General features: G+C 70.0%; 16 protein-coding genes and 2 pseudogenes. 5 read left to right on the top strand and 13 right to left on the bottom strand.

Annotated elements, in window-relative coordinates; all coding sequences use genetic code 11:
- Positions 1 to 3: 3 nt before the first annotated feature.
- Together C6A87_RS02370 and C6A87_RS02365 are read right to left on the bottom strand one after the other, a co-directional pair.
- Positions 4 to 2,520, bottom strand: a complete 2,517-nt coding sequence (locus tag C6A87_RS02370) for an excinuclease ABC subunit UvrA (RefSeq protein WP_311115797.1) — start codon at positions 2,518 to 2,520, stop codon at positions 4 to 6.
- A gap of 41 nt (positions 2,521 to 2,561) precedes the next feature.
- A complete protein-coding gene (locus C6A87_RS02365) occupies positions 2,562 to 4,061 on the bottom strand; it encodes a DUF222 domain-containing protein (RefSeq protein ID WP_311115796.1) in 1,500 nt (499 codons plus the stop codon).
- Between the two features lie 105 nt (positions 4,062 to 4,166).
- Here C6A87_RS02365 and C6A87_RS02360 point away from each other — a divergent pair, with 105 nt between their 5' ends.
- Together C6A87_RS02360 and C6A87_RS02355 are read left to right on the top strand one after the other, a co-directional pair.
- On the top strand, positions 4,167 to 5,540 hold the full coding sequence (locus tag C6A87_RS02360; RefSeq protein ID WP_311115795.1) for a sulfatase: 1,374 nt from the start codon (positions 4,167 to 4,169) through the stop codon (positions 5,538 to 5,540).
- Positions 5,541 to 5,606: 66 nt separating this feature from the next.
- Complete coding sequence (locus tag C6A87_RS02355; RefSeq protein WP_311115794.1) at positions 5,607 to 6,410, top strand: trehalose 2-sulfotransferase; 804 nt, start codon at positions 5,607 to 5,609, stop codon at positions 6,408 to 6,410.
- 20 nt (positions 6,411 to 6,430) lie between these two features.
- On the opposite strand, the gene C6A87_RS02350 is transcribed toward C6A87_RS02355, so the two are convergent.
- The 3 genes from C6A87_RS02350 to hisD form a co-directional block, all read right to left on the bottom strand.
- A complete protein-coding gene (locus tag C6A87_RS02350; RefSeq protein WP_311115793.1) occupies positions 6,431 to 7,087 on the bottom strand; it encodes an MFS transporter in 657 nt (218 codons plus the stop codon).
- Complete coding sequence (locus tag C6A87_RS02345; protein ID WP_311115792.1) at positions 7,051 to 7,788, bottom strand: MFS transporter; 738 nt, start codon at positions 7,786 to 7,788, stop codon at positions 7,051 to 7,053. Before C6A87_RS02345 ends, C6A87_RS02350 begins: the two co-directional genes overlap by 37 nt.
- A gap of 235 nt (positions 7,789 to 8,023) precedes the next feature.
- The gene (hisD, locus tag C6A87_RS02340) at positions 8,024 to 9,364 is read right to left on the bottom strand and encodes a histidinol dehydrogenase (protein WP_396837148.1); all 1,341 of its coding nucleotides are present in this window, start codon (positions 9,362 to 9,364) and stop codon (positions 8,024 to 8,026) included.
- A gap of 307 nt (positions 9,365 to 9,671) precedes the next feature.
- Here hisD and C6A87_RS02335 point away from each other — a divergent pair, with 307 nt between their 5' ends.
- Entirely contained in the window at positions 9,672 to 10,736 is a 1,065-nt protein-coding gene (locus tag C6A87_RS02335) for a LacI family DNA-binding transcriptional regulator (RefSeq protein WP_311115791.1), read from the top strand.
- Positions 10,737 to 10,757: 21 nt separating this feature from the next.
- On the opposite strand, the gene C6A87_RS02330 is transcribed toward C6A87_RS02335, so the two are convergent.
- Positions 10,758 to 11,543 (bottom strand): trans-aconitate 2-methyltransferase, encoded by a 786-nt coding sequence (locus C6A87_RS02330; protein ID WP_311115790.1) that lies wholly within the window; start codon positions 11,541 to 11,543, stop codon positions 10,758 to 10,760.
- Between the two features lie 45 nt (positions 11,544 to 11,588).
- Between C6A87_RS02330 and C6A87_RS02325 the strand changes: the two genes are divergently transcribed.
- Positions 11,589 to 12,524 (top strand): amidohydrolase family protein, encoded by a 936-nt coding sequence (locus C6A87_RS02325; RefSeq protein ID WP_311115789.1) that lies wholly within the window; start codon positions 11,589 to 11,591, stop codon positions 12,522 to 12,524.
- Entirely contained in the window at positions 12,521 to 13,714 is a 1,194-nt protein-coding gene (locus C6A87_RS02320; RefSeq protein WP_311115788.1) for an alpha/beta fold hydrolase, read from the top strand. The genes C6A87_RS02325 and C6A87_RS02320 overlap by 4 nt, the downstream gene beginning before the upstream one ends.
- Here the strand turns inward: C6A87_RS02320 and eccE are convergent.
- The 7 genes and pseudogenes from eccE to C6A87_RS02285 form a co-directional block, all read right to left on the bottom strand.
- Positions 13,701 to 14,555, bottom strand: coding sequence for a type VII secretion protein EccE (gene eccE, locus C6A87_RS02315; protein ID WP_311115787.1), 855 nt, complete (start codon positions 14,553 to 14,555; stop codon positions 13,701 to 13,703). The genes C6A87_RS02320 and eccE overlap by 14 nt on opposite strands.
- Positions 14,552 to 15,876: pseudogene (gene mycP / locus C6A87_RS02310) on the bottom strand (type VII secretion-associated serine protease mycosin). The gene eccE and the pseudogene mycP overlap by 4 nt, the downstream one beginning before the upstream one ends.
- A gap of 73 nt (positions 15,877 to 15,949) precedes the next feature.
- A pseudogene (gene eccD / locus C6A87_RS02305) lies at positions 15,950 to 17,412 on the bottom strand (type VII secretion integral membrane protein EccD).
- Positions 17,400 to 18,275: an ESX secretion-associated protein EspG gene (locus C6A87_RS02300; protein WP_311115786.1), complete on the bottom strand. Its 876-nt coding sequence runs from the start codon at positions 18,273 to 18,275 to the stop codon at positions 17,400 to 17,402. Before C6A87_RS02300 ends, eccD begins: the two are co-directional and overlap by 13 nt.
- Positions 18,276 to 18,284: 9 nt before the next feature.
- On the bottom strand, positions 18,285 to 18,572 hold the full coding sequence (locus C6A87_RS02295; protein ID WP_311115785.1) for a WXG100 family type VII secretion target: 288 nt from the start codon (positions 18,570 to 18,572) through the stop codon (positions 18,285 to 18,287).
- Between the two features lie 36 nt (positions 18,573 to 18,608).
- A complete protein-coding gene (gene esxG, locus C6A87_RS02290; RefSeq protein ID WP_311115784.1) occupies positions 18,609 to 18,902 on the bottom strand; it encodes a type VII secretion system protein EsxG in 294 nt (97 codons plus the stop codon).
- Positions 18,899 to 20,482, bottom strand: coding sequence for a PPE family protein (locus C6A87_RS02285; RefSeq protein WP_311115783.1), 1,584 nt, complete (start codon positions 20,480 to 20,482; stop codon positions 18,899 to 18,901). Before C6A87_RS02285 ends, esxG begins: the two co-directional genes overlap by 4 nt.
- Positions 20,483 to 20,497: the final 15 nt, after the last annotated feature.

Here is a 20,497-nt window from a genome sequence, read left to right as displayed (position 1 = left end):
CGGTCACGCCGGGCTCAGCTGCGCGGCGAGGTACGGCGCGGTCCGGCTCACCGGGTCGGCGGCGACCTGACGCGGTGTGCCTGCCGCGACGACCGCACCGCCGTCCTCACCGCCGCCGGGCCCGAGGTCGATGACGTGGTCCGCGCCTGCCACGACCGACATGTCGTGTTCGGCCACCACCACGGTGTTCCCGGCGTCGACGAGGCGGTGCAGCTGACGTTCCAGCAGCTCGACGTCGGCGGGGTGCAGCCCGGTGGTGGGCTCGTCGAGGACGTAGAGGGTGTGGCCGCGCTTGGCGCGCTGCAACTCGGTCGCGAGCTTGATGCGTTGCGCCTCACCGCCGGACAGCTCGGTTGCCGGTTGCCCGAGCCGTAGGTAGCCCAGGCCCACGTCGCGCAGTGTGATCAGACTTCTGGCCGCACCGGCGAGGTCGGCCAGGAAGTCGGCCGCGTCGTCGACGGTCATCGCGAGGACGTCTGCGATGGTGCGGTCGCGGTAGGTGACCTCGAGGGTCTCCGCCGAGTAGCGGGCGCCGCCGCACGTCGGGCAGGTCGCGTAGGTGCCCGGCAGGAACAGCAGTTCGACCGCAACGAAGCCCTCGCCCTGGCAGGTGGCGCAGCGGCCCTCGGCGACGTTGAACGAGAACCGGCCTGCGCTCCAGCCTCGCTTGCGGGCCTCGGCGGTGTCGGCGAACGCTTTGCGGACCGCGTCGAACAGCCCGGTGTAGGTGGCCAGGTTGGACCGCGGGGTGCGCCCGATGGGCCGCTGGTCCACGGTGACCAGGCGGTCGATCACCCCGGCGCCGTCGACGGTCACCCCGATACTGGCATCGGCGTCGATGTCGAGGAGTTCGGCATCCCCGTCGGCGGTCTCGTCGGCCGGTTCGGCGGACCTGCCCAGCTGCCGGGCCATCACGTCGCCGAGCACCTTGCACACCAGCGTCGACTTGCCCGATCCCGACACCCCGGTCACGGCGACGAACGTGCCCAGCGGGATGTCGACGTCGACGTCGCGCAGGTTGTGGAACGAGACGCCGCGCAGCGCGAGGGTGCCCGCCGGGGTGCGGGTGGGCCGCGGGGCCGGCGGTGTCTCGGAGAACAGGAACCGCCGGGTGATCGAGGATTCGACGTCGGCGAGCCCGGCTATCGGTCCGCTGTAAAGCACGTCGCCGCCGAGTTCGCCTGCGCCGGGCCCGACGTCGACGATCCAGTCGGCGCGGCGCACCACGTCCATGTCGTGTTCGACCACGAACAGCGAATTGCCGGCCCGGCGAAGCCGATCGAGCACCTCGAGCAGCGGTTCGGCGTCGGCGGGATGCAGGCCTGCCGACGGCTCGTCGAGCACGTAGAGGACGCCGAACAGCCCGGCCCGTAGCTGGGTGGCCAGCCGCAGCCGCTGCAGCTCGCCCGGGGACACCGTGGGGGTGCGCCGGTGCAGGCTCAGGTAGCCCAGGCCCAGATCGACCAGCACCGCGATCCGGGCCACCAGGTCGGCGGCGATCATGGTGGCGACCTCGGTGAACTCTCCCGATTCGGTGGATTCGTAGGCGGCGGCGAACTCGGTTCGGGCGGCGGCGGGGGCGAGTACGTCGGCGAGCGCCGTCAGCGGCAGGCAGACCAGGTCCGCGATGGTGCGGCCGGCGAAGGTCACCGCGAGCGCTTCGGGGCGCAATCCGGAGCCGTCGCAGACGGGGCAGTCGACGCTGTGCACGTATTGCAGCACCCGGCGCCGCATCGTCGCGCTCTGCGAGTTGGCCAGCGTGTGGCGGACGTGCCGCTCGGCGCTGGAGAAGGTGCCGTTGTAGTAGTAGTCCGCGGTCACCGGGTGGCGGCTCGGATCGATCTCGACGGTGGGCTGCTCGTCGGTGAACAGGATCCAATCCCGTTGCCGCTTGGTCAGTTTGCGCCACGGCTTGTCGATGTCGTAGCCCAGCGTGATCAGGATGTCGCGCAGGTTCTGGCCCTGCCAGGCGCCCGGCCAGGCAGCCACCGCGCCCTCGCGGATGGTCAGCGTCGGATCGGGCACCAGGGTCTGCTCGGTCACCTCGTGGATCCGCCCCAGGCCGTGGCACTGCGGGCACGCGCCGACTGTGGTGTTCGGCGAGAACGCGTCGGAGTCCAGTCGCTCCGTCGCTCCGGGCGGGTAGGTGCCGGCGCGGGAGAACAGCATCCGCAGCAGGTTCGACAATGTGGTGACGGTGCCGACGGTCGAGCGGGACGTCGCGGTGCCGCGACGCTGCTGCAGCGCCACCGCCGGGGGCAGACCGGTGATGTCGTCGACCTTCGGGGCGTCCTGGGGCAGCAGCAGTCGCCGGGCGTAGGGCGCCACCGACTCGAAGTAGCGGCGCTGCGCCTCGGCGTAGACGGTGCCGAACGCCAGCGACGACTTGCCGGAGCCGGATACCCCGGTGAACACCACGAACGCGTCGCGGGGCGCGGCGACGTCGACGGATCTCAGGTTGTGCACGCGGGATGCGTACACCCTGACGTACGGGTCCGGTTCGTCGGTCACCCGCACCATTGTCTACGACCGGCACCGACTTCGGCGCGGCGCGGCGCCGCTCAGAACGGCGGGTCGTCATCGGCGGTTCCCTGTCGCGTCTCGTTCTGCCTGCGCTGATCGGCGATGCGCTGCGCCCGGGCCGCGGCGCGGGTCCGCTTCCGTCGCGGCATGCCCAGCCCCGGGGAGCGCTCCCCCTTCGTCGGGACATCCGGCCGGACAGCGACCGGAGCCGTCGGCCGGCACAGCGCCGGGAACAGCACCCTGCTGCCGGGCCACGTGGTGAAGGATTGACCACTCGGTGACGTCCATGCGACCGCGCCGTCCGGGAACTGGACATCACGCCAGCCCCAGAACGTCTTGAGCAAGTGGTGTTTTCGGCATAGCGCCTTGAGGTTCGAGGCCTGCGTCGGCCCGGCCCCGTACGGGATCGTATGGTCGAGGTCGCAGCGGTCCGACGGCACATCACAGCCCGGGAACCGGCACGTCATGTCGCGACACCGGACGAAGTCCGCCAGCTTCGCCGACGGCACGTACCGCGGCTCCGGCGGCGATTGTCCGGGATGGATCAGCCGACGGATCGTGGCCGTGCCGGCCAGCACGGCGGCCAGCAACGGCGCGGGCAGGAGCGAACCCCCGAGCACCTTCGCGGGGCCGGTGGCCGCCGGTCCGGTCGCGGCCGGAAGCGCCAGGAGGTGCCCACCCTGGTTCGGCTCCGGCGGCTGCTCACCGTGCACGGCGAACGGCGTCGGGTCCGCCAGGCTCTCTTCCGCGGCGATCACATGCACGACGACCGAACTCGGTGTGTGCTCGCCCGCCGCACAGTCGTCGTTGTCGCACAGGCAGTTCAATCGGTCCGCTTTGGCGGCCATCGCACCCATCGCATCGGACCGCCGTTGGTCGAGTGTCCGCGGGTCGCCGTCGCATACCCCGCGGGCCATCTCGTCGAGCCGTCTGTCCAGAACCTCGCCGTCATGCCCGTGCAGGACCGCTTCGACGTAACAGACACCGGAACCGTTCGCGGCCGCAATGATGTCGACGTGCCGTGACCGTGCGGAACTCTCCGCCCGCATCACCGCCGACGGGTCGAATCGGTCAACCCAGTAGTCGATTTCGGCCTCCTGCTTGGCCATCGACAGCGCACCCCATCCGGTGACCTGGGCGGCGATCTCCACGTCCACCTTCGCCATGACGTCTCTGTCGATGATCAGCCGGGTGCGCTTCACCGCCGCCCTGGCGAGGCGGTACGACAGTGCTCCCGTGGCGAAAACTTCCGCCAGCCGGGGCAGCCGTTGCCGCAGCGCCCACGCGTCCAGCAGCTCGTTGGACGCGATGCCGAGTGAGACCCCCTGCGCCGCAGCGACCTCGGCCGACACCGCGTCCCAGTTGTCCAGGCACCACTGGTCACGCTCGGCGCTGTCCTTGCCTGCGAGCTTGGCTTCGAGCAGGTCGGCCATCGCCGCGAGCCGGCGCGCAGCCGCGGCGTTCTCCAGCCGCGCCCACGATCCGATCGCGGCTGCGCCGCGCGAGCCGACCGCCTCGGCCACCAGCGATTCGAACATGCTTTCGACACTAATTGGTCCATCGGCGGCCGGCGGGGCCGAATTCTCCGGCTGTGGATAGATTCGGAACTGGGGATAAAACCGGATCGACGGGAAGGGACCGCTGTGACCACACCGCGCCGGGACAACGTGCTGCTCGTGCACTGGCACGATCTCGGCCGCCACCTCGGGGCCTACGGTCACACCGACGTCACCAGCCCCCGGCTCGACCGGCTCGCCGAGGAAGGCATCCTGTTCACCGCCGCACACGCGACCGCCCCGCTGTGCAGTCCATCGCGCGGCTCCCTGTTCACCGGCCGGTACCCGCAGTCCAACGGCCTGGTGGGCCTGGCCCACCACGGGTGGGAGTACCGCCCCGGGGTTCGCACGCTGCCACATCTGCTCGGCGAGAACGGTTGGCACACCGCGCTGTTCGGCATGCAGCACGAGACGTCGTTCCCGGACCGGCTCGGCTTCGACGAATTCGACGTGTCCAACTCCTACTGCGAGTACGTCGTCGAGCAGGCCACCCGCTGGCTCACCGCCCCGCCGGACAAACCGTTCCTGCTCACCGCCGGGTTCTTCGAGACGCACCGCCCCTACCCGCGAGCCCGTTACCGCCCGGCCGACCCGCACGCGGTCACCCTGCCCGACTACCTGCCCGACACCGAGGATGTGCGCCAGGACCTCGCGGACTTCTACGGGTCGATCACCGTCGCCGACGCCGCCGTCGGCCAACTGCTGGACACCCTGGAGGCGACCGGCCTGGACCGCACCACCTGGGTGGTGTTCGTGACCGACCACGGGCCGGCGCTGCCGCGCGCGAAGTCGACGCTGTACGACGCGGGCACCGGCATCGCGCTGATCGTCCGGCCGCCCCGCGATTCCGCGGTCGCGCCGCGCGTCTACGACGAACTGTTCAGCGGCGTGGACCTGGTCCCGACCCTGCTCGAGCTGCTCGGGATCGACGTCCCGGACCCTGTCGAAGGGCTCTCGCACGCAACACATCTCGCGACGCCCACGCCTGATCCGGTGCGCAGCGCGGTCTACACGATGAAGACCTACCACGATTCGTTCGACCCGATCCGCGCCATCCGCACCCGGGAGTACAGCTACATCGAGAATTACGCTCCCCGACCACTTCTCGACCTGCCGTGGGACATCGCCGACAGCGCGCCGGGCCGGCTGGTCGCACCGCGCGTCCAGACGCCGCGCCCCAGCCGTGAGCTCTACGACCTGACGGCCGACCCGACCGAGCAGCAGAATTTGCTGGGCACCGACGCCACCGAGACAGCCGAAACCATCGGCGCCGAGTTGGCGCTGCTGCTCGACGACTGGCGGCAGAAGACCAAGGATGTGATTCCGTCGGACTTCGCGGGCACCCGCATCGCCGACCGGTACACACAGACCTACGCCCACATCAAGGGGCTCCAGATCCCAAGTCGCTCACCGGATGCCGCCGATCGCGGGATCGAGCACGACCGGAGCTCGACGCAATAGTTGCACTCATCCTGATCGCAATCACCGACCGTGCCGCGGCCGGCGAATGCGGTTAGGCTCACGCGCATGTCAACCAGCCCGTCGGCATACCTGGTCCTCGCGTCGCAGCGTAGTGGCAGTACGTTGCTGGTCGAATCCCTGCGGGCGACCGGGGTGGCCGGCGAACCCGGGGAGTTCTTCCAGTATCTGCCGACGACCAGTCAGTCGCCGCAGCCGCGGCAGTGGTTCGAGAGCGTGCAGGACGAGTCGATCCTGAGGTTGCTCGACCCGACCGACGAGGGCAAGCCGGACCTGGCGCCGCCGGAGATCTGGCGCGACTACATCCGCACCGTCGGGCGCACCCCGAACGGCGTGTGGGGCGGCAAGCTGATGTGGAACCAGACCCCGCTGCTGCTGCAGCGCGCCGACAGTTTGCCCGGCCGGTCCGGGACCGGACTGCTGTCGGCGATCCGCGACGTCGTCGGCAGCGATCCGCTGCTGATCCACGTCCACCGTCCCGATGTGGTGTCCCAGGCGGTTTCGTTCTGGCGGGCGGTGCAGACCCGGGTGTGGCGCGGTCGCCCGGACCCGGGGCGCGACGCCCGCGCCGAGTACCACGCCGGCGCGATCGCCCACGTGGTCACGATGCTGCGCCAGCAGGAGGCGGGCTGGCGCGCCTGGTTCGCCGAGGAGAACGTCGAGCCGATGGACGTGCCGTATCCGGTGTTGTGGCGCAACCTGACTCAGGTGGTCGCCGAGGTGCTGGAGAGCATCGGGCAGGATCCGGGCCTGGCGCCGGCACCGGTGCTGGAGCGTCAGGCCGATCACCGCTCCGACGAATGGGTCGACCGTTACCGGGTGGACGCGGAGAGGGAGGATCTGCCCACCTGAGCCCGGGCGACGACAAGCCGTCACGACGCCGACCTGACCGGCATCGCGAGTTCGGTCGTCAGCCGCGTATCGATCTCATCGAGTTCCAGGTGTCTGCGGTCACGGGCGAACGAGATGGCGATCATGGCGATCAACGTGGTCACGATCGCGAAGGTGATCACCATCCATAGCCCACCGCCGGCCCACAGCACCATGGCGCTGGCGAGCGCCGGAGTGAAGCTGGCCAAAAGGATCGACGCCATCTGGTAGCCGATCGAGATTCCCGAATAGCGCAGGGCCGTCGGGAACAACTCGCAGTACAGCGCGGGCAGCGGTGCATAGACCATCGCGTGCCCGAGCGCCAGAAAGATCGTGACGCCGGCGATGATGCCCCAGAGTTGGCCGGTGTGCACCATCGCGAAGATGGGCCACGCCGTGACGACGATGATCGCGCCGCCGATGAGGAACGTCTTCACCCGGCCGATACGGTCCGAGAGCCGTCCGAACACGGGGATCATGATGATGTTCGCAGTGGCGCCGACCATGGAGGCGATCAGACCGTACGACCGCGGCACACCGAGCGTGGTGGTCACGTAGGACAGCACGAAAGTAGTGAACAGGTAATAGTTTCCGGCTTCTGCGAAACGGCCGAAGATCGCGATCAGCAGCGGCTTCTTGTAGTTGCGGAACAGAACCACCGCGGGTGCTTTGCGCTTCTCAGCTCAGCCTCCATCTTGGCTTTCTCCGTCAGGAAGGTCGGGCTCTCGGCGGCCCGCAGCCGGATGAACAATCCGACGAACGCCAGCACGATCGCCAGCAGGAACGGAATGCGCCATCCCCAGTCGTCGAATGCGTCACCGGAGATCCAGGACGCCAGCGACACCACGGCGGTCCCGAGCAGCAGTCCTGCGGAGACACCGATCTGCGGCCAGGAGCCGAACAGTCCCCGCTTCTCGCGAGGCGAGTTCTCGACGGCGATGATCGCCGCGCCGCCCCATTCGCCGCCGACGGCGAAGCCCTGCGCCAGCCGCAGCAGGCACAGCAGCAGCGGCGCGGCGACACCGATCTGCGCGTAGGTGGGCAGGAACCCGATCGCAGCTGTCGCCACCGTCATGATGGTGAAGGTCATGATGAGGGTGGCTTTGCGCCCGATTCGGTCGCCGAGGTGACCGGATACGAAGGCCCCGACCGGCCGGGCCAGGAATCCGACGCCGAAGGTCGCGAGCGAAACGATCTGACCGATGGAACCGGGCAGGTTCGGGAAGAACAGATGTCCGAAGACGAGCGCGGCAGACGTTCCGTAGATCGTGTACTCGTACCATTCGACGATTGCGCCGATGGTGCCGGACTGCACGGACCGTCGGCGGAGCTTCTCCGGTGTCAGGGTGGCGGTTGCCATGATTTCTCCGATCGGATGGCCGCGTCACCGTCGGTGACACAGGTTTAGGGGTTGGGTCCTCGCTGCTTGGGACCGGAGGTTTGGCGGCGATCAGCCGACGGTGTATCCGTCGTGTTGGCGGCCACACCGGTCGGGAGGCGATATTTCACAAAACAGTGCTCGGACCCGACGATGCCGGCTATGACTGTGGCCCAGTCACTTCAATGACTGTGGCCCAGTCACTTTCGGTGATGCGCTAGTCGGTGAACCCGTGGTCCGACCAGGCCAGCTTCTCGCCGCGGTATTTCGCGGCGCGCACGTCACCGGATCGCGCGTGACCCTCGAAGAGCTCGACCCTGGCGGCACGCCCGCACAACTCGCCGAAGAATGCACTCGACTCAGTGTTCGTGACCTCCTGATAGGTCACGGTGCGCAGATACTTGCCGACCCACAGACCACCGGTATAGCGGGCCGCCCCCCGGGTGGGAAGGACATGGTTCGTACCGATCACCTTGTCCCCGTATGAGACACAGGTACCTTCGCCGAGAAACAGGGCGCCGTAGTCGTGCATCTTGTCAAGTGCTTCGCGCGGGTTCTCGGTAAGGATCTGCACGTGTTCGAAGGCGTACTCGTCGGCCAGTGCGTACGCTTCATCGAGCGTCTGCACGACGCGGACCTCACCCCAGTCTCGCCAGGCCGGATCGGCGAAATCGCGGGTGGGCATATCGACGAGGATGGTGTCGACGTGCTCGATGACCGCGCGGCCCAGCTCCTCGCTGGTAGTGATCAGCACGGCGGGGCTGTCGGGTCCGTGCTCCGCCTGCGAGAGCAAGTCGACCGCGACGATGAACGGGTCGGCATGCTCGTCGGCCACGATCAGTACTTCCGTAGGACCGGCGAACAGGTCGATCCCGACTTCCCCGAACAGCTGCCGCTTGGCTTCCGCGACAAAGGCGTTGCCAGGACCGGCGAGCATGTTGACCGGGCGGATGGTCTCGGTGCCGACGGCCATAGCGGCGACCGCCTGGATACCGCCGAGCAGATAGATCTCGTCGGCGCCCGCCAGGTGCATAGCGGCGACCGTCGCGTCCGGCACCTCGCCGCGGATCAGCGGCGTGCAGGCCGCGACGCGCTGCACACCGGCCACCTTGGCGGTGACGATCGTCATGTGGGCACTGGCCAGCAGCGGGTACTTCCCGCCGGGGATGTATGCACCGGCCGCCTGGATCGGCACGTTCCTCTGACCGAGGAAAACCCCTGGGTGCGTTTCGATCTCGAAGTCAGTCAGCGATTCGAGCTGCTTCTGGGCCATCACCCGGACCTGCTCCTGGACGAACTCGATGTCTTCGATGACCTGGCGCGGAACGCGCGCCATGATCTCCTGGATCTTCTCGGGAGAAAGCAGATAGCTGTCGGCCGAGTATTTGTCGAACTTCTCCGAGTACTCCCGCACAGCGGCGTCACCGCGGGTGCGGATGTCCTCGATCACGCTCTCCACCGTGGAACGCACCGAGGTGGTGCTGCCCCGCTCGACGCTTTCACGCTGAGGCGCTTTGAGATCCACGGTCGGGATCGCGGTTCGGGGGGCAGTGGCCATCGTCATGGACTTCTCCGTTGGGTCGTCGTCGGGCAGCGGTGCCGCCCAGGTCACTCGAGGACGGGAAAGGTGTTCCCGATCGCTCGATGTGCTTAGTGTATACGTATACATACAAGATCGGAAGATCTGATTTCATGTCATTATCGATTGGGCGTTTACCTGGGCATACTAAGGTCAGTATCCGTGGTTACGTATCCGAAACGTCCACCGTATTCGTATACACCGATGCGTCCAGTTCACGATGCTTGGACGTAGGATGATGCGCTCGTCACGATGTCCGATGCCCCGATGAGAGAAGTGGATACGTATGTCAACGAGCCGAGACGTTGCCCGCGTCGCCGGGGTCTCGCAGGCGACGGTGTCTCGCGCGTTGAGTGGTGGAAGCGTCAGCCCAGCGACGCGGGACAAGATCCTGCAGGCGGCAAAAGTGGTCGGCTACGTGCCGAATCTGGGCGCCCGCGCGATGAAGACCGGCCGGGTCGACACCATCGGCGTCGTCGTCGCCGACCTCACCAATCCGTTCTATCCCGAGATTCTCAACGCGCTGACCGAGTACCTCGACGCCGCCGGCAAGAAGGTGACGTTGTGGAACTCCGACGGACCGGGAAACGACGCCGCACTCGAGGCCATCAACGCCGGATCCGTCGACGGCGTCCTCTTCACCACGGTCACCGAGGCCTCGGCACCACTGCGGGCCGCAATCAGCAAGCACAGTCCCGTCGTGCTCATCAACCGCACGGTCGACACGTTGGCCTGTGACCAGGTCTCCAGCGACAACCTCACCGGCGGCCGTGCCGTCGCCGAATACTTCCTCGACAACGGTCACCGCCGGATCGCCTTCATCGGGGGACCCTCCACAGCCAGTACCGCCCGCCACCGGCGCCGCGGATTTGCTGAACGACTCAGCGAAGCCGGCGTGCCCCTCGACGCGAAACGAACACTGGAAGGACCGTTCAGTCACGACTTCGGCTACAGCGCAACAGCGCAACTACTCCGCGCCGAGGATCCCCCCACCGCCGTCTTCTGTAGTAATGACCTGATCGCCTTCGGCGCACTCGACGCGGCCCGGGCAGTCGGGGTAGCGGTTCCGGAGGACCTGTGGATCGTGGGATACGACGACATCGCCATGTCCGCCTGGCCGGCGTTCGACTTGACCACAGTCCATCAGCCGAGTCGCGCCATGGCGGAGGCCGGCGCCCAAGCCCTGCTGGACCGCATCGACCATCCGACAGCCCCCTACAAAACCCTCACCTTCCGCTCGCACCTGGTGGTGAGAGGGACGACCACGCCACTCGCGGATACACCGGCAACCGCTCAGCTCCCGATGGCCGCGGAGTCTTCAGATCCCCCCGCGGAAAACCGTCCGGCGTAGGGGCGACGGTTCGCCGGTGAGTTATCGAGCTGCTGAACCCGCGCCGCCAGTCCGGGCGACGACGAAGATCCGGCGGAACGGGAAGAACGTGATGCCGTCCGCGCGGGCCGGATATGCCTGTGCCAGCAGCGGGGTGATGGCCTGGCGGTACCGCTGCCAGCCGTCGTCGGTCAGCCGCTCCCGCACCTGGGTCAGCGCCGTCCCGGTGATCCAGTCCAGTACCGGTGTCTCGCCCCGTAATTCGTGCACATAGGTGGTCTCCCAGGCGTCGACGGCGCAGCCGGCGTCGGTGAGCAGCCCGGCGTACTCGACCGGTGTCCCGACCACGTCCGCGTCCCGCCAGGGCATGTCGGCCAGCGCGGCGGCGAACGGTTCCCGGCGCGCCACCTCCCGGATCGCGGCGTGCGACGGGGCGTCGAAGTTGCCCGGCACCTGGAACGCGATCCACGCCCCCGGCACCAGCTGCCCCGCCCACCGCGTGAGCAGGTCGCGATGTCCGGGCACCCACTGCAGCGCCGCGTTGGCGATCACCACGTCGGTGCCGGGTTCGGGCACCCAGTCCGCGATGTCGCCGCGGCGGGCATCCACTCCGCGTTCGAGGGCGGCGTCGACCATCTCCGGTGACGCATCCCAGCCCTGCACCTGCGCGTCCGGCCAGCGCCTGCCCAGCACCTCGGTGAGGTTGCCGGGTCCGCAGCCCAGGTCCACCACCCGGCGCGGCCGGTCCGCCCCGACCCGGGCCAGCAGGTCGAAGAACGGCCGGGCCCGGTGGTCGGCGAACGCGAGGTACACATCGGGGTCCCACATACCCGTAGATCTTGCTCCCCCGGCGCGGGTGCCATCATCGAGTCGATGGATGACACCGAATCGGTCCGGCGGATCTGGCAGGGGCTGGCGGTGCCCGGTGTCGTCGACGTGCACACGCACTTCATGCCGAAGAACGTGATGGACAAGGTCTGGCGGTACTTCGATGACGCGGGCCCGCTGATCGGCAGGCCGTGGCCGATCACCTACCGCACCGACGAGCAGGACCGGTTGCGCACGCTGCGCGCGTTCGGGGTGCTGGCCTTCACCTCGCTGGTCTACCCGCACAAGCCCGGCATGGCGGCCTGGCTGAACCAGTGGGCGGCCGGGTTCGCCGCCGACACGCCGGACTGCCTGCACACCGCGACGTTCTTCCCCGAACCCGACGCCGCCCGCTATGTCACCGCGGCGCTGGAATCCGGTGCCCGGGTGTTCAAGGCGCACATCCAGGTGGGCGGCTACGACCCGGCCGATCCGCTGCTCGACGATGTCTGGGGCCTGATCGAGGACGCAGGCACCCCGGTGGTCATCCATTGCGGCTCGGGCCCGACTCCCGGCACCTACACCGGGCCCGCACCGATCCGGGCGGTGCTCTCCGAGCATCCCCGGCTGCGCCTGGTGATCGCGCACATGGGCGGGCCGGAGTACAGCGATTTCCTGGACCTCTGTGAGGATTTCGAGCAGCTGCGGCTGGACACCACGATGGCGTTCACCGGGTTCATGGAGGAAGCCATGCCGTTCCCGGCCGGCGAGTACGGCCGGCTGCGCGACATGGGCCACCGCATCCTCTTCGGCAGCGACTTCCCGAACATCCCGTACGGCTACGCCCACGCGATGTCGGTGCTCACCGAGCTACCCGGTGTCGACGACACCTGGCTGCGCAACGTGTTCCACGACAACGCGGTTCGCTTGTTCGGAGCACCGGGAACCGGCGCCGGGCTACCATCAGGCGGCAGCACCGGGGAAGGAAGGGCCGCTCCGTGACCGATTCGCACGCCCCCGTCGATCCGCCGATCCCGGTTCCGGACGTCCCGGGTGCCGACGCCGGTTCGCGCGGGTTGCCGCGGCGGGTCGACCTGACGTTGCGGCAACGCCTGATCGTCGACTCGTCGGCGATCGCGGACCTGGCGCTGCGCACCTCGATCGCCTCGCTGCTCAGCGCCACCATGGTGCCGTCGGTGGTTGGGGCGCTGCGCCGCTCACAGGCCGACGCCGAGCGTGACCATCTCCGCTTCTACGCCGAGCTGGCCGCCGAGAAGGATCCGCAGCTGGCGTTCCCGGCGCCGCAGTCGCCACCGCGGGTGTCGTCGCGGCCGGCCAACCCGGTCGCGGAGTGGGTCGCGCGCGGCAACGTCCGCAACCTCCGCTTCCAGAGCAGCTTCCGCGCGGTCAATCCCGCACTGCGCGACCAGCGCCTCGGGCTGGTGCGCAACAACGTGGTGCACGCCCAACACTGGCGCCACGACGACGGACCGCGTCCCACCCTGTGCCTGATCCACGGCTTCATGGGTTCGGCGTATCTGTTCAACGGGCTGTTCTTCGCACTGCCGTGGTTCTACCGCTGCGGCTACGACGTGATGCTGTACACGCTGCCGTTCCACGGCCGGCGGGCCGAGAAGTACTCGCCGTTCAGCGGACACGGCTACTTCGCCCACGGCATGGCCGGTTTCGCCGAGGCGATGGCGCAGGCGGTGTACGACTTCCGTTCGATCCTGGACTACCTGGAGTACACCGGGGTGGACCGCATCGCGCTGACCGGCATGTCGCTGGGCGGCTACACCTCGGCGCTGATCGCGAGCGTGGACGACCGCATCCAGGCCGTCATCCCGAACGTCCCGGTGGTCACCCCGGACCGGACCGTCGACGAGTGGTTCCCGGCCAACAAGGTGGTGGCACTCCGGGACTGGGTCGCGGGCACCGACACCGAGCTCGTCGACGCGGCGACCATGTACTCGTCACCGCTGAACTACCGGCCGCTGGTGCCGAAGGACCGGCGACTGATCATCGCCGGGCTCGGCGACCGGCTGGCCCCGCCCGAACAAGCCGAGATCCTGTGGCAGCACTGGGACCGCTGCGCGTTCCACTGGTTCCCGGGCAACCACGTGCTGCACGTCAGTCAGCCCGACTACCTGCGCCGGATGACCCGCTTCCTCGGCGGGTTCATGTTCGACTGAGCAGCCGCCGGTCCGAGCCGGGCGCCAGCGCGGCCAGCGCGCGTGCGTGTCTGCCGTGTTCGGGGGTCAGCCCGGGCAGCGGCGCGCGTGAAGCCGGCCGGTCGGCGGTGCGCAGGACGCAAGCCGCGGCGAGTTCGGGTCGCGTTCTGCTGCCGGTGGATTCGGCTACCGTCCAGACTTCGCCGCTGTCGTGCGCACGCACCGCCGAGAACGTCTCGTCCAGCGATCCGTCGACGGCGATCCGGTAGGCGGCCAGAAAGCCGCGGCCGTCGTCCACGCCGCTGTACCGCTCCGTGGCCGCGCCGGACAGCGGGGCGGCCGGGGCGTCGTCGACCGTCACGTCCCAGCCGGCCTCACGCAGGTGGTCGGCCAGGCGCCGGGCCGCCACTTCTGCGGTGTCCCGCAGAGGGATTCGCGGTGAACGCGCGGACAGCGCCGCGATGTTGGCCGCCGCCCCGAGGGTCAGGCCGACCCAGGTGACGCGGGTGCCGTCCACGTCGCGGTGGGTCACCCGGACCTTGTCGAAGGTGATGCCATACCGGTCCAGGTACCCGGCGATCAGGGCCGGCGGCAGCTCGCGGGACTCGCGCGGCTCCAGCCGCAGCGTCACGGTGGTGTACTCGCCGGACGCCTCGGTGTCACGGATCCGGCCGCGGCGCAAAAGGATCCCGATTTGGCGGCCGAGGATGGTGGTGACGAAGTGTCCGCGCCAGCGCGCGAACAGCACGACGACCGCGGCGATCGCGACGCCGAGCAGCCATCGCCGGCCGACGGTCTCCCACGGATAGGCCATCGCCGCCGGGACGACGAGCAGCGCCGCCAAAGTGAGCCGTAACGTCATGACGGCGTCTCCTTCCTTCTTGCGTTCAGCACGCACACGGCGAGCACGACGAGCGCCAGCACGCCGGCCCGGCGAATGCGACCACCCGCGGCACGGGGTCGCGCGTCGGCGGTGGTGGCGGCGCGGCGACCGGTTTGACCGCCGCGGGGTCGGTGTCTCCGGCGGTCGCCGGGACGTTCCAGGTCAGCGCCGCGACCGGGTCGAGGCGTCCTGCCCCGACGAGATTCGACGGTGCGGTGGCCGCCGCCTGCGCGGTGCCGGTGAGACGTTCGATCACCTGGCGGGCGGTCAGCTCGGGAAACCTGCTGCGCACCAATGCCGCAACGCCGGACACGTAGGACGTCGCGTAGCCGGTGCCGCGGATCGGGTCGATCTGGTCCTGAGCGCCGGGCAGGCCGTCGGCCAGTCCGCCGGTTTCGTCGTTGCTCACCGACACGATGTTCTCGCCGGGGGCGGCGATGCCGACCCAGGGTCCGGCCATCGTGAACGGTGACGGTGTGCCGTCGGGGCCCAGAGAGCCGACCGAGAGCACGTAGTCCTGCCACCACGCCGGGATCGACACGGCGGTGACGCCGGACCAGTTGCGCGGATCCGAGGGCAGCGCCGGATCGCCCAGCGGGTTGGCGCCGCATCCGCCTGCCGCGCCGCCGTCGCCCGCGGCGGCGACGATCACGGCGTCCTTGTCGACCGCGGCGTAGCGCAGCGCCGCTCCCAGGCCGCTCTGGTCGAAGTTCTTCCCGGCCGGCACGCACGTCACCGCGGAGATGCTGATGACCCGGGCGCCCAGGTCCGCGGCGCGCACGACGGCCCGTGCCAGCGCCTGCGCCTCCACGGTCGCGCGGGTGACGACGGGGTCCTCCCCGCCGTCGCGGGGTGCGTACCGCGGTGAGGTGACCCGGATCGCGAGGATCCGGGCCTCGGGCGCCACGCCGGAAAAGCCTTCTGCGCCGGGCTGTCCGGCGATCAGGCCGGCGGCGAGGGTGCCCTGGCCGTCGCAGTCGGTCAGTCCGTCACCGGAGGCGACGAAGTCGCCCCCGGCCTCGACGTCGGGCAGCCGAGGACCGGGCTTGACCCCGGTGTCGAGCACTGCGACGGTCTGTCCTTCGCCCCGGCTGTGGGTCCACGCCTGCGCCAGGTTCAGCGCCGACCGGTTCGGGTCGACGGCGCCGGGTTCGGTACCCGGTATCGCGGTGGCGGTGACACACGGATTGCGTTGGGCCATCGTCGCGGCCGGACCGGCGCTGCCGCTCGGCGGCGTCGCGCCCGGATCGACCTCCGGTGGAGTGATCGCCCCTGCCGGCGACGCACCGACCGCCAGCATCACGGCCGTCACCGCCAGCGCCGCTCTCGCGCGCCGCCTCACCGGTCCGATACCCGCGGGTGAGCACTCATCGTCAGAATCCGTTCAGCGCCAGAGTGAACAGCCCCACGAGGTAGGCCATCACCGGGATCACCGACGCGTCCACGGCGGCGGCCGCGAAGCCCAGCAGGCGGCGCATCGGCAGCGAGTAGGTCTCCGGCTCGGCGATGCGCGGGTTCAGCGCGGCCACCACCCAGGCGGCGACGAGCACGGCGAGCACGCCCAGCGCCCACCACGCGGCGCCGTAACGGCCCGTCACCGTGAAGACGACCAGCAGCGCGGTCGCGGTCAGGAACGGCTGCGCGAGCAGCCACGCCTTGCACGAGGCCGAATCCCACACCCGGGCGCGCAGCACCGCACCGAGGGCGACGGCGCCCACCAGGACCCACGCCCACGGAGACACGCTGCCGTCACCGCCGACGGCGGGCCAGAGCACGAACACCGAACCGGTGACGCCGAGCAGCGCACCTGCGGCGAGGAAGCCGGTCTGGTGCGCGTCGCTCGCGCGGATGCGCCGGGGCAGATCCTGCAGCACCCGCAGCGGCGGGGCGGACGGGGTGGGGTCGCCGGGCGCGGGGATCACCGGCACCGGCAGCCGGGCGCACATCGCGGACAGCTGCGCGGACTGCACCGTGACGATCAGCCCCACCAGGATCAGGATGCAGCCGATGTGCAGCGGTGTCAGCGTCCACACCGACGCCGCCGCGGCCACCAGTAGCGCACCGACTGCGGAAGCGGCCACGGCGGTGAACAGCGCGACGGCGCGCTCGCCGACGGTGATGCTGATGACCGACCAGGCGGCCACCCCCGCCGCGCCCAGCACGACGTTGGAGGCGCCGAACTCGCCGGGCACCGCGAGCGTGAACGCCGCGGCGACCGGCGGCAACGCGGCCGCGGCAAGTGCCGTGGCCAGTCGTGGCGAGCCGCCCGGGCCAGCAGCGCCCCGAGGACCGCGCCGATCGCGACCGCGCTGACCGCGAACAGTCCGATCAGCGAATCGGTGAACACCCGGTGCGCCACCGACAGCGCGGTGGCGACCAGGATCAGGCCGATCACCGCGGCCGTCGCGCCGCGGCGGATGTGGTCTATCCCCCAGGGCTTTTCGCGGGACGCGGAGAAGATCATCGCGGCGTCGGCGATGTCCTCGACGATGCGCGGCGCGGGCGGACCCGCCGGAACCGGTTGCAGCGCCAGCAGATCGCCGTCGACGACGCCGACCGTGTTCAGCGTCGCGTCCAGGCTGAACGGCGCGCCGCCGATCGGCGCGAGGCTCAGCGGCGTCGCCGCGGCGCCGGACTCGTCGCTGGGCGCCACGATGCGCTGCACCGCGGGGACGATCTCGCGCAGCGGGAGTTCGGCGGGCAGCGCGATCTCGGTGATCCGGCCCGTGCGTTCGGCGTCATCCTCACCGGCCTGCTCGGCGGTGAGCACGGCGACACGGACGATTGGCACCACGGCGGCGGCGGAACCGAGGGTGTTGGTCTCTAGCGGTGGCATATCTCTTCTCTCTGGCTTCTGCTGTCGACCCTGCGGTCGTCGAAGTCTCTGGTCACGGGCTGGTCCGGGAACCACGGTCCGTCCGGCAGCGCGCCGGTCAACCGCTCGACCGCGGCGGCGACGGCGATCGGCTCACCGGGGGCGAACGTCGAGATCCATTCCCCGTCGCGGGCTTTGGTCGGGCTGACCAGCACCCGTCCTGCAGTCGTGTCGACGACGCTGACCCCGACATCGGTGCTGACCCGGTGCCCGTCACGGTGCTGGCCTGCCACGATCTCGACGTAGGTGCGGGGCTCCTCGAACGCGGCCACCACCACAGGGCGCGCGGACGCGGGAACACCGAGATAGTCGAGTAGGTCCCCGACCGAGGCGCCCCGGCGGATCTGGTCGTCCGCCTTGGCGCCGACCCGGGCGGGCAGGGTGAACTCGGCGAACCGGGCAGGCGGGCGGCCCGACAGCCCGACCGTCAGCACCGGCACCAACGCCTGCGGATGGTCGATCTGCATCTCGGTCAGCGTGATCAACCCGCCGCTGCGCAACGCCACCACGGTCCGCGCGGCGTCGCGGGCGACGATGCCGCGCAGCATCGCGCCGCGCTCGCCGACGAATCGCAGCTCCAGCCACTGGGTGGGCCGGCACACCAGCCGGATCCACCGGGCCACCGCGGGATCGACGGCCCGGTCGGCGTCGAGCACGCCCATCCGGGTCAGCCGCTCGGTCTGTGCCGCCTCGAACCGCGCCCGATCCGCGTGGTCGCTGTAGGGCGGCGTCACCGCCAGCACCCACGGGAACGACCCCGCGCCGAGCGCGTCGGCGAGGAACCAGGCCGCGTCGGCGGTCAGCTCGACGGCGTCAGCGCGCACGGGAACCCGTCAGCCCCATTTGGCGCCTTCGGCCTGATCCCGTGCGGCCATCGACGTGGTGTTCATCTCGTGGGTGCCTGCCATCGCCCGATAGGCCCGGACCAGTTCCCCCATGGCCCCGTTCCATTGCGCCTGCCAGGCCTGGTAGGTCATGCCGGTGTCGCCCTGCCAGGCGGCCTGCAGCGCGGTCTGCTCTGCGGCGATGTCCGCGCCGACGGCGTAGAGCGCACCCGCGTAGCTGTTCATCTCGGCGGCGTGGGCGAGCATCGCCGGGTAGTTGTACATGATCTGTGACATCGGGGTCTCTTTTCGGTGAGGTGTCGGCGGGCCGGCTCAGATGGCGGTGTAATTGCTTGCGGCAGCGGCGTCTTCGGCCACATAGGAGGCCGCCGCGTCACCGATGTTGGCCTGGGCCAGGTCCAGCAGCGCGTTGATCTTCGCCGAGGCCTCGACGAAGCGGGCGTGCGCGCCCTGGAACGCGGCCGAGGACTCCCCCATGTGGAAGGCCTGCGAGGACTGCGCCGCCTGCTCGGCCTGGGCGATGGTGCTGCGCATGAGCGCGGCTTTCGCGCCGAACGCCGCCTCGGAGGCGACCAGCTGCGGGATGTGAGCGTCCAGCATGCTCATGGTTGTTCCTTTCCATCGTGGTGGTTGGGTCGATCGTCATTCCGGGGATCCGCGTCGGCGCCAGAGTTGGGGTCCCAGTTGCCGGGCAGCATCGGGGCTTTCGGTCCGCCGCCGAACGCACCGCCCGACAGCGTGGTCAGCCCACCGGCCTGTTCGGCGTCCTTGGCCAGGGTGCCCGCGAAACCCATCTGCCCGGCACCGCGCTCCCCTGCGGCAATCCGGGGGTCCTGCCGGGCCTGCGGTCCGTCGTCGGCGCCGGCTTCGGGTTCGTAGTCGGCGTAGGCGTCGGCGTAGGCACGCCCGGTGATCTCGTCCTTCTGCTTGCGCCTGCGCTTACGCCTCTCGGCTGCCGAGGCGGCGACGCCCGACGCCGCCGCGGGGATGCCGGACGCCGGCGCCTTGGCGCTGCTGGAGCCGCCCACCGTCGGGGAGAACCCCTCCTCGGGGTCGCGGCCGGCCACCGCGTACGGCACGAACGGGGCGACCGCGGTAGCGGGCGCACCCGGTGCGGGGGCTGTTCCGGTGGTGACCGTCGTGGCGGTGGCGGCCACCCCGCTCGGCGGCGGCGGTGCGCTGATCGCGACGGCCGGGCCGGGCTGGTCGGCGCGGGCCGGGGCAGGCGAGGACGCCGCGGCCGGCTCCTCGGCGGGGGTGTCCTGGGGCGGGGCAGGCAGGTTTTCCAGCAGGTAGGCGCCCACGCCGAGCACGATCGCGAGCGTGGTCGCGATCAGTGGGAGAAGGATCAGCGACGGGTACAGGATCGACGCGCCGACCCACGAGATCGCCTGGTAGGCAATCGCGGACAGGAACGGGCCCCAGGTGATCAGCGCCTGCGCGGGGTTGGTCAGGAAGTCGGTGATCAGCCTGATGGTGTTGCCGAGCGGGTCACGCAAAAAGTCGATGATCGGTTCGAACAGGAACCGGATCAGCTCGCCGTAGGCCCGGATGAGGTCGGCGATGATGTCGGACAGGCTCATCGCCGAACCCGCCTCGGTGGCCTGGATCTGGGCGGCCATCGCGCTGACGTCGGCCATCGCCCTGCCGGCTTCCCCCACCCCGGGCAGCAGCACCGGCGGGGCGGGGTTCGCGGTCGGGGTCGCGGCCAGCGCGGCGCCCGAGACCGCCTGGTAGGTCGCCATGGTCGTGGCCGCCTGGATCCACATCCGGACGTAGTCGGCCTCGTTCAGCGCGATCGGAATCGTGTTGATGCCGAGGAAGTTCGTGGACACCAGCACGGCGCGGGTGGTGTGGTTGAGCGCCAGCTCGGGCAGCGTCGGCATGGTCGCCAGCGCCGTCGCGTACGCGGCGGCGGCGGTCTCGTGCTGTACCGCCGCGGCGGCACCCGCGGCACTCTGCTGCGCAAGCCACGCCAGGTAGGGCGTGTGCGCGGCGACGTACTGTTCGGAGCTCGACCCCTCCCATGCGCCGGCCTGCACGCCCGCCAGGATGGCGGTGAGCTCTGCTGCGGCAGCGGCGTATTCGGCGCTCAGGGACTGCCACGCCCCTGCCGCGGCCAGTAGCGAGCCCGGTCCGGGGCCGCTGCTGAGCAGCGCCGAATGCACCTCGGGCGGCAGCGCCATCCACACCGGGGCGGC

It is taken from the genome of Mycobacterium sp. ITM-2016-00317, from assembly GCF_002968295.1.
GTDB lineage: Bacteria > Actinomycetota > Actinomycetes > Mycobacteriales > Mycobacteriaceae > Mycobacterium.
Note: the sequence above shows the minus strand (reverse complement) of the source record. Positions and strands in the feature narration are given on the sequence as shown.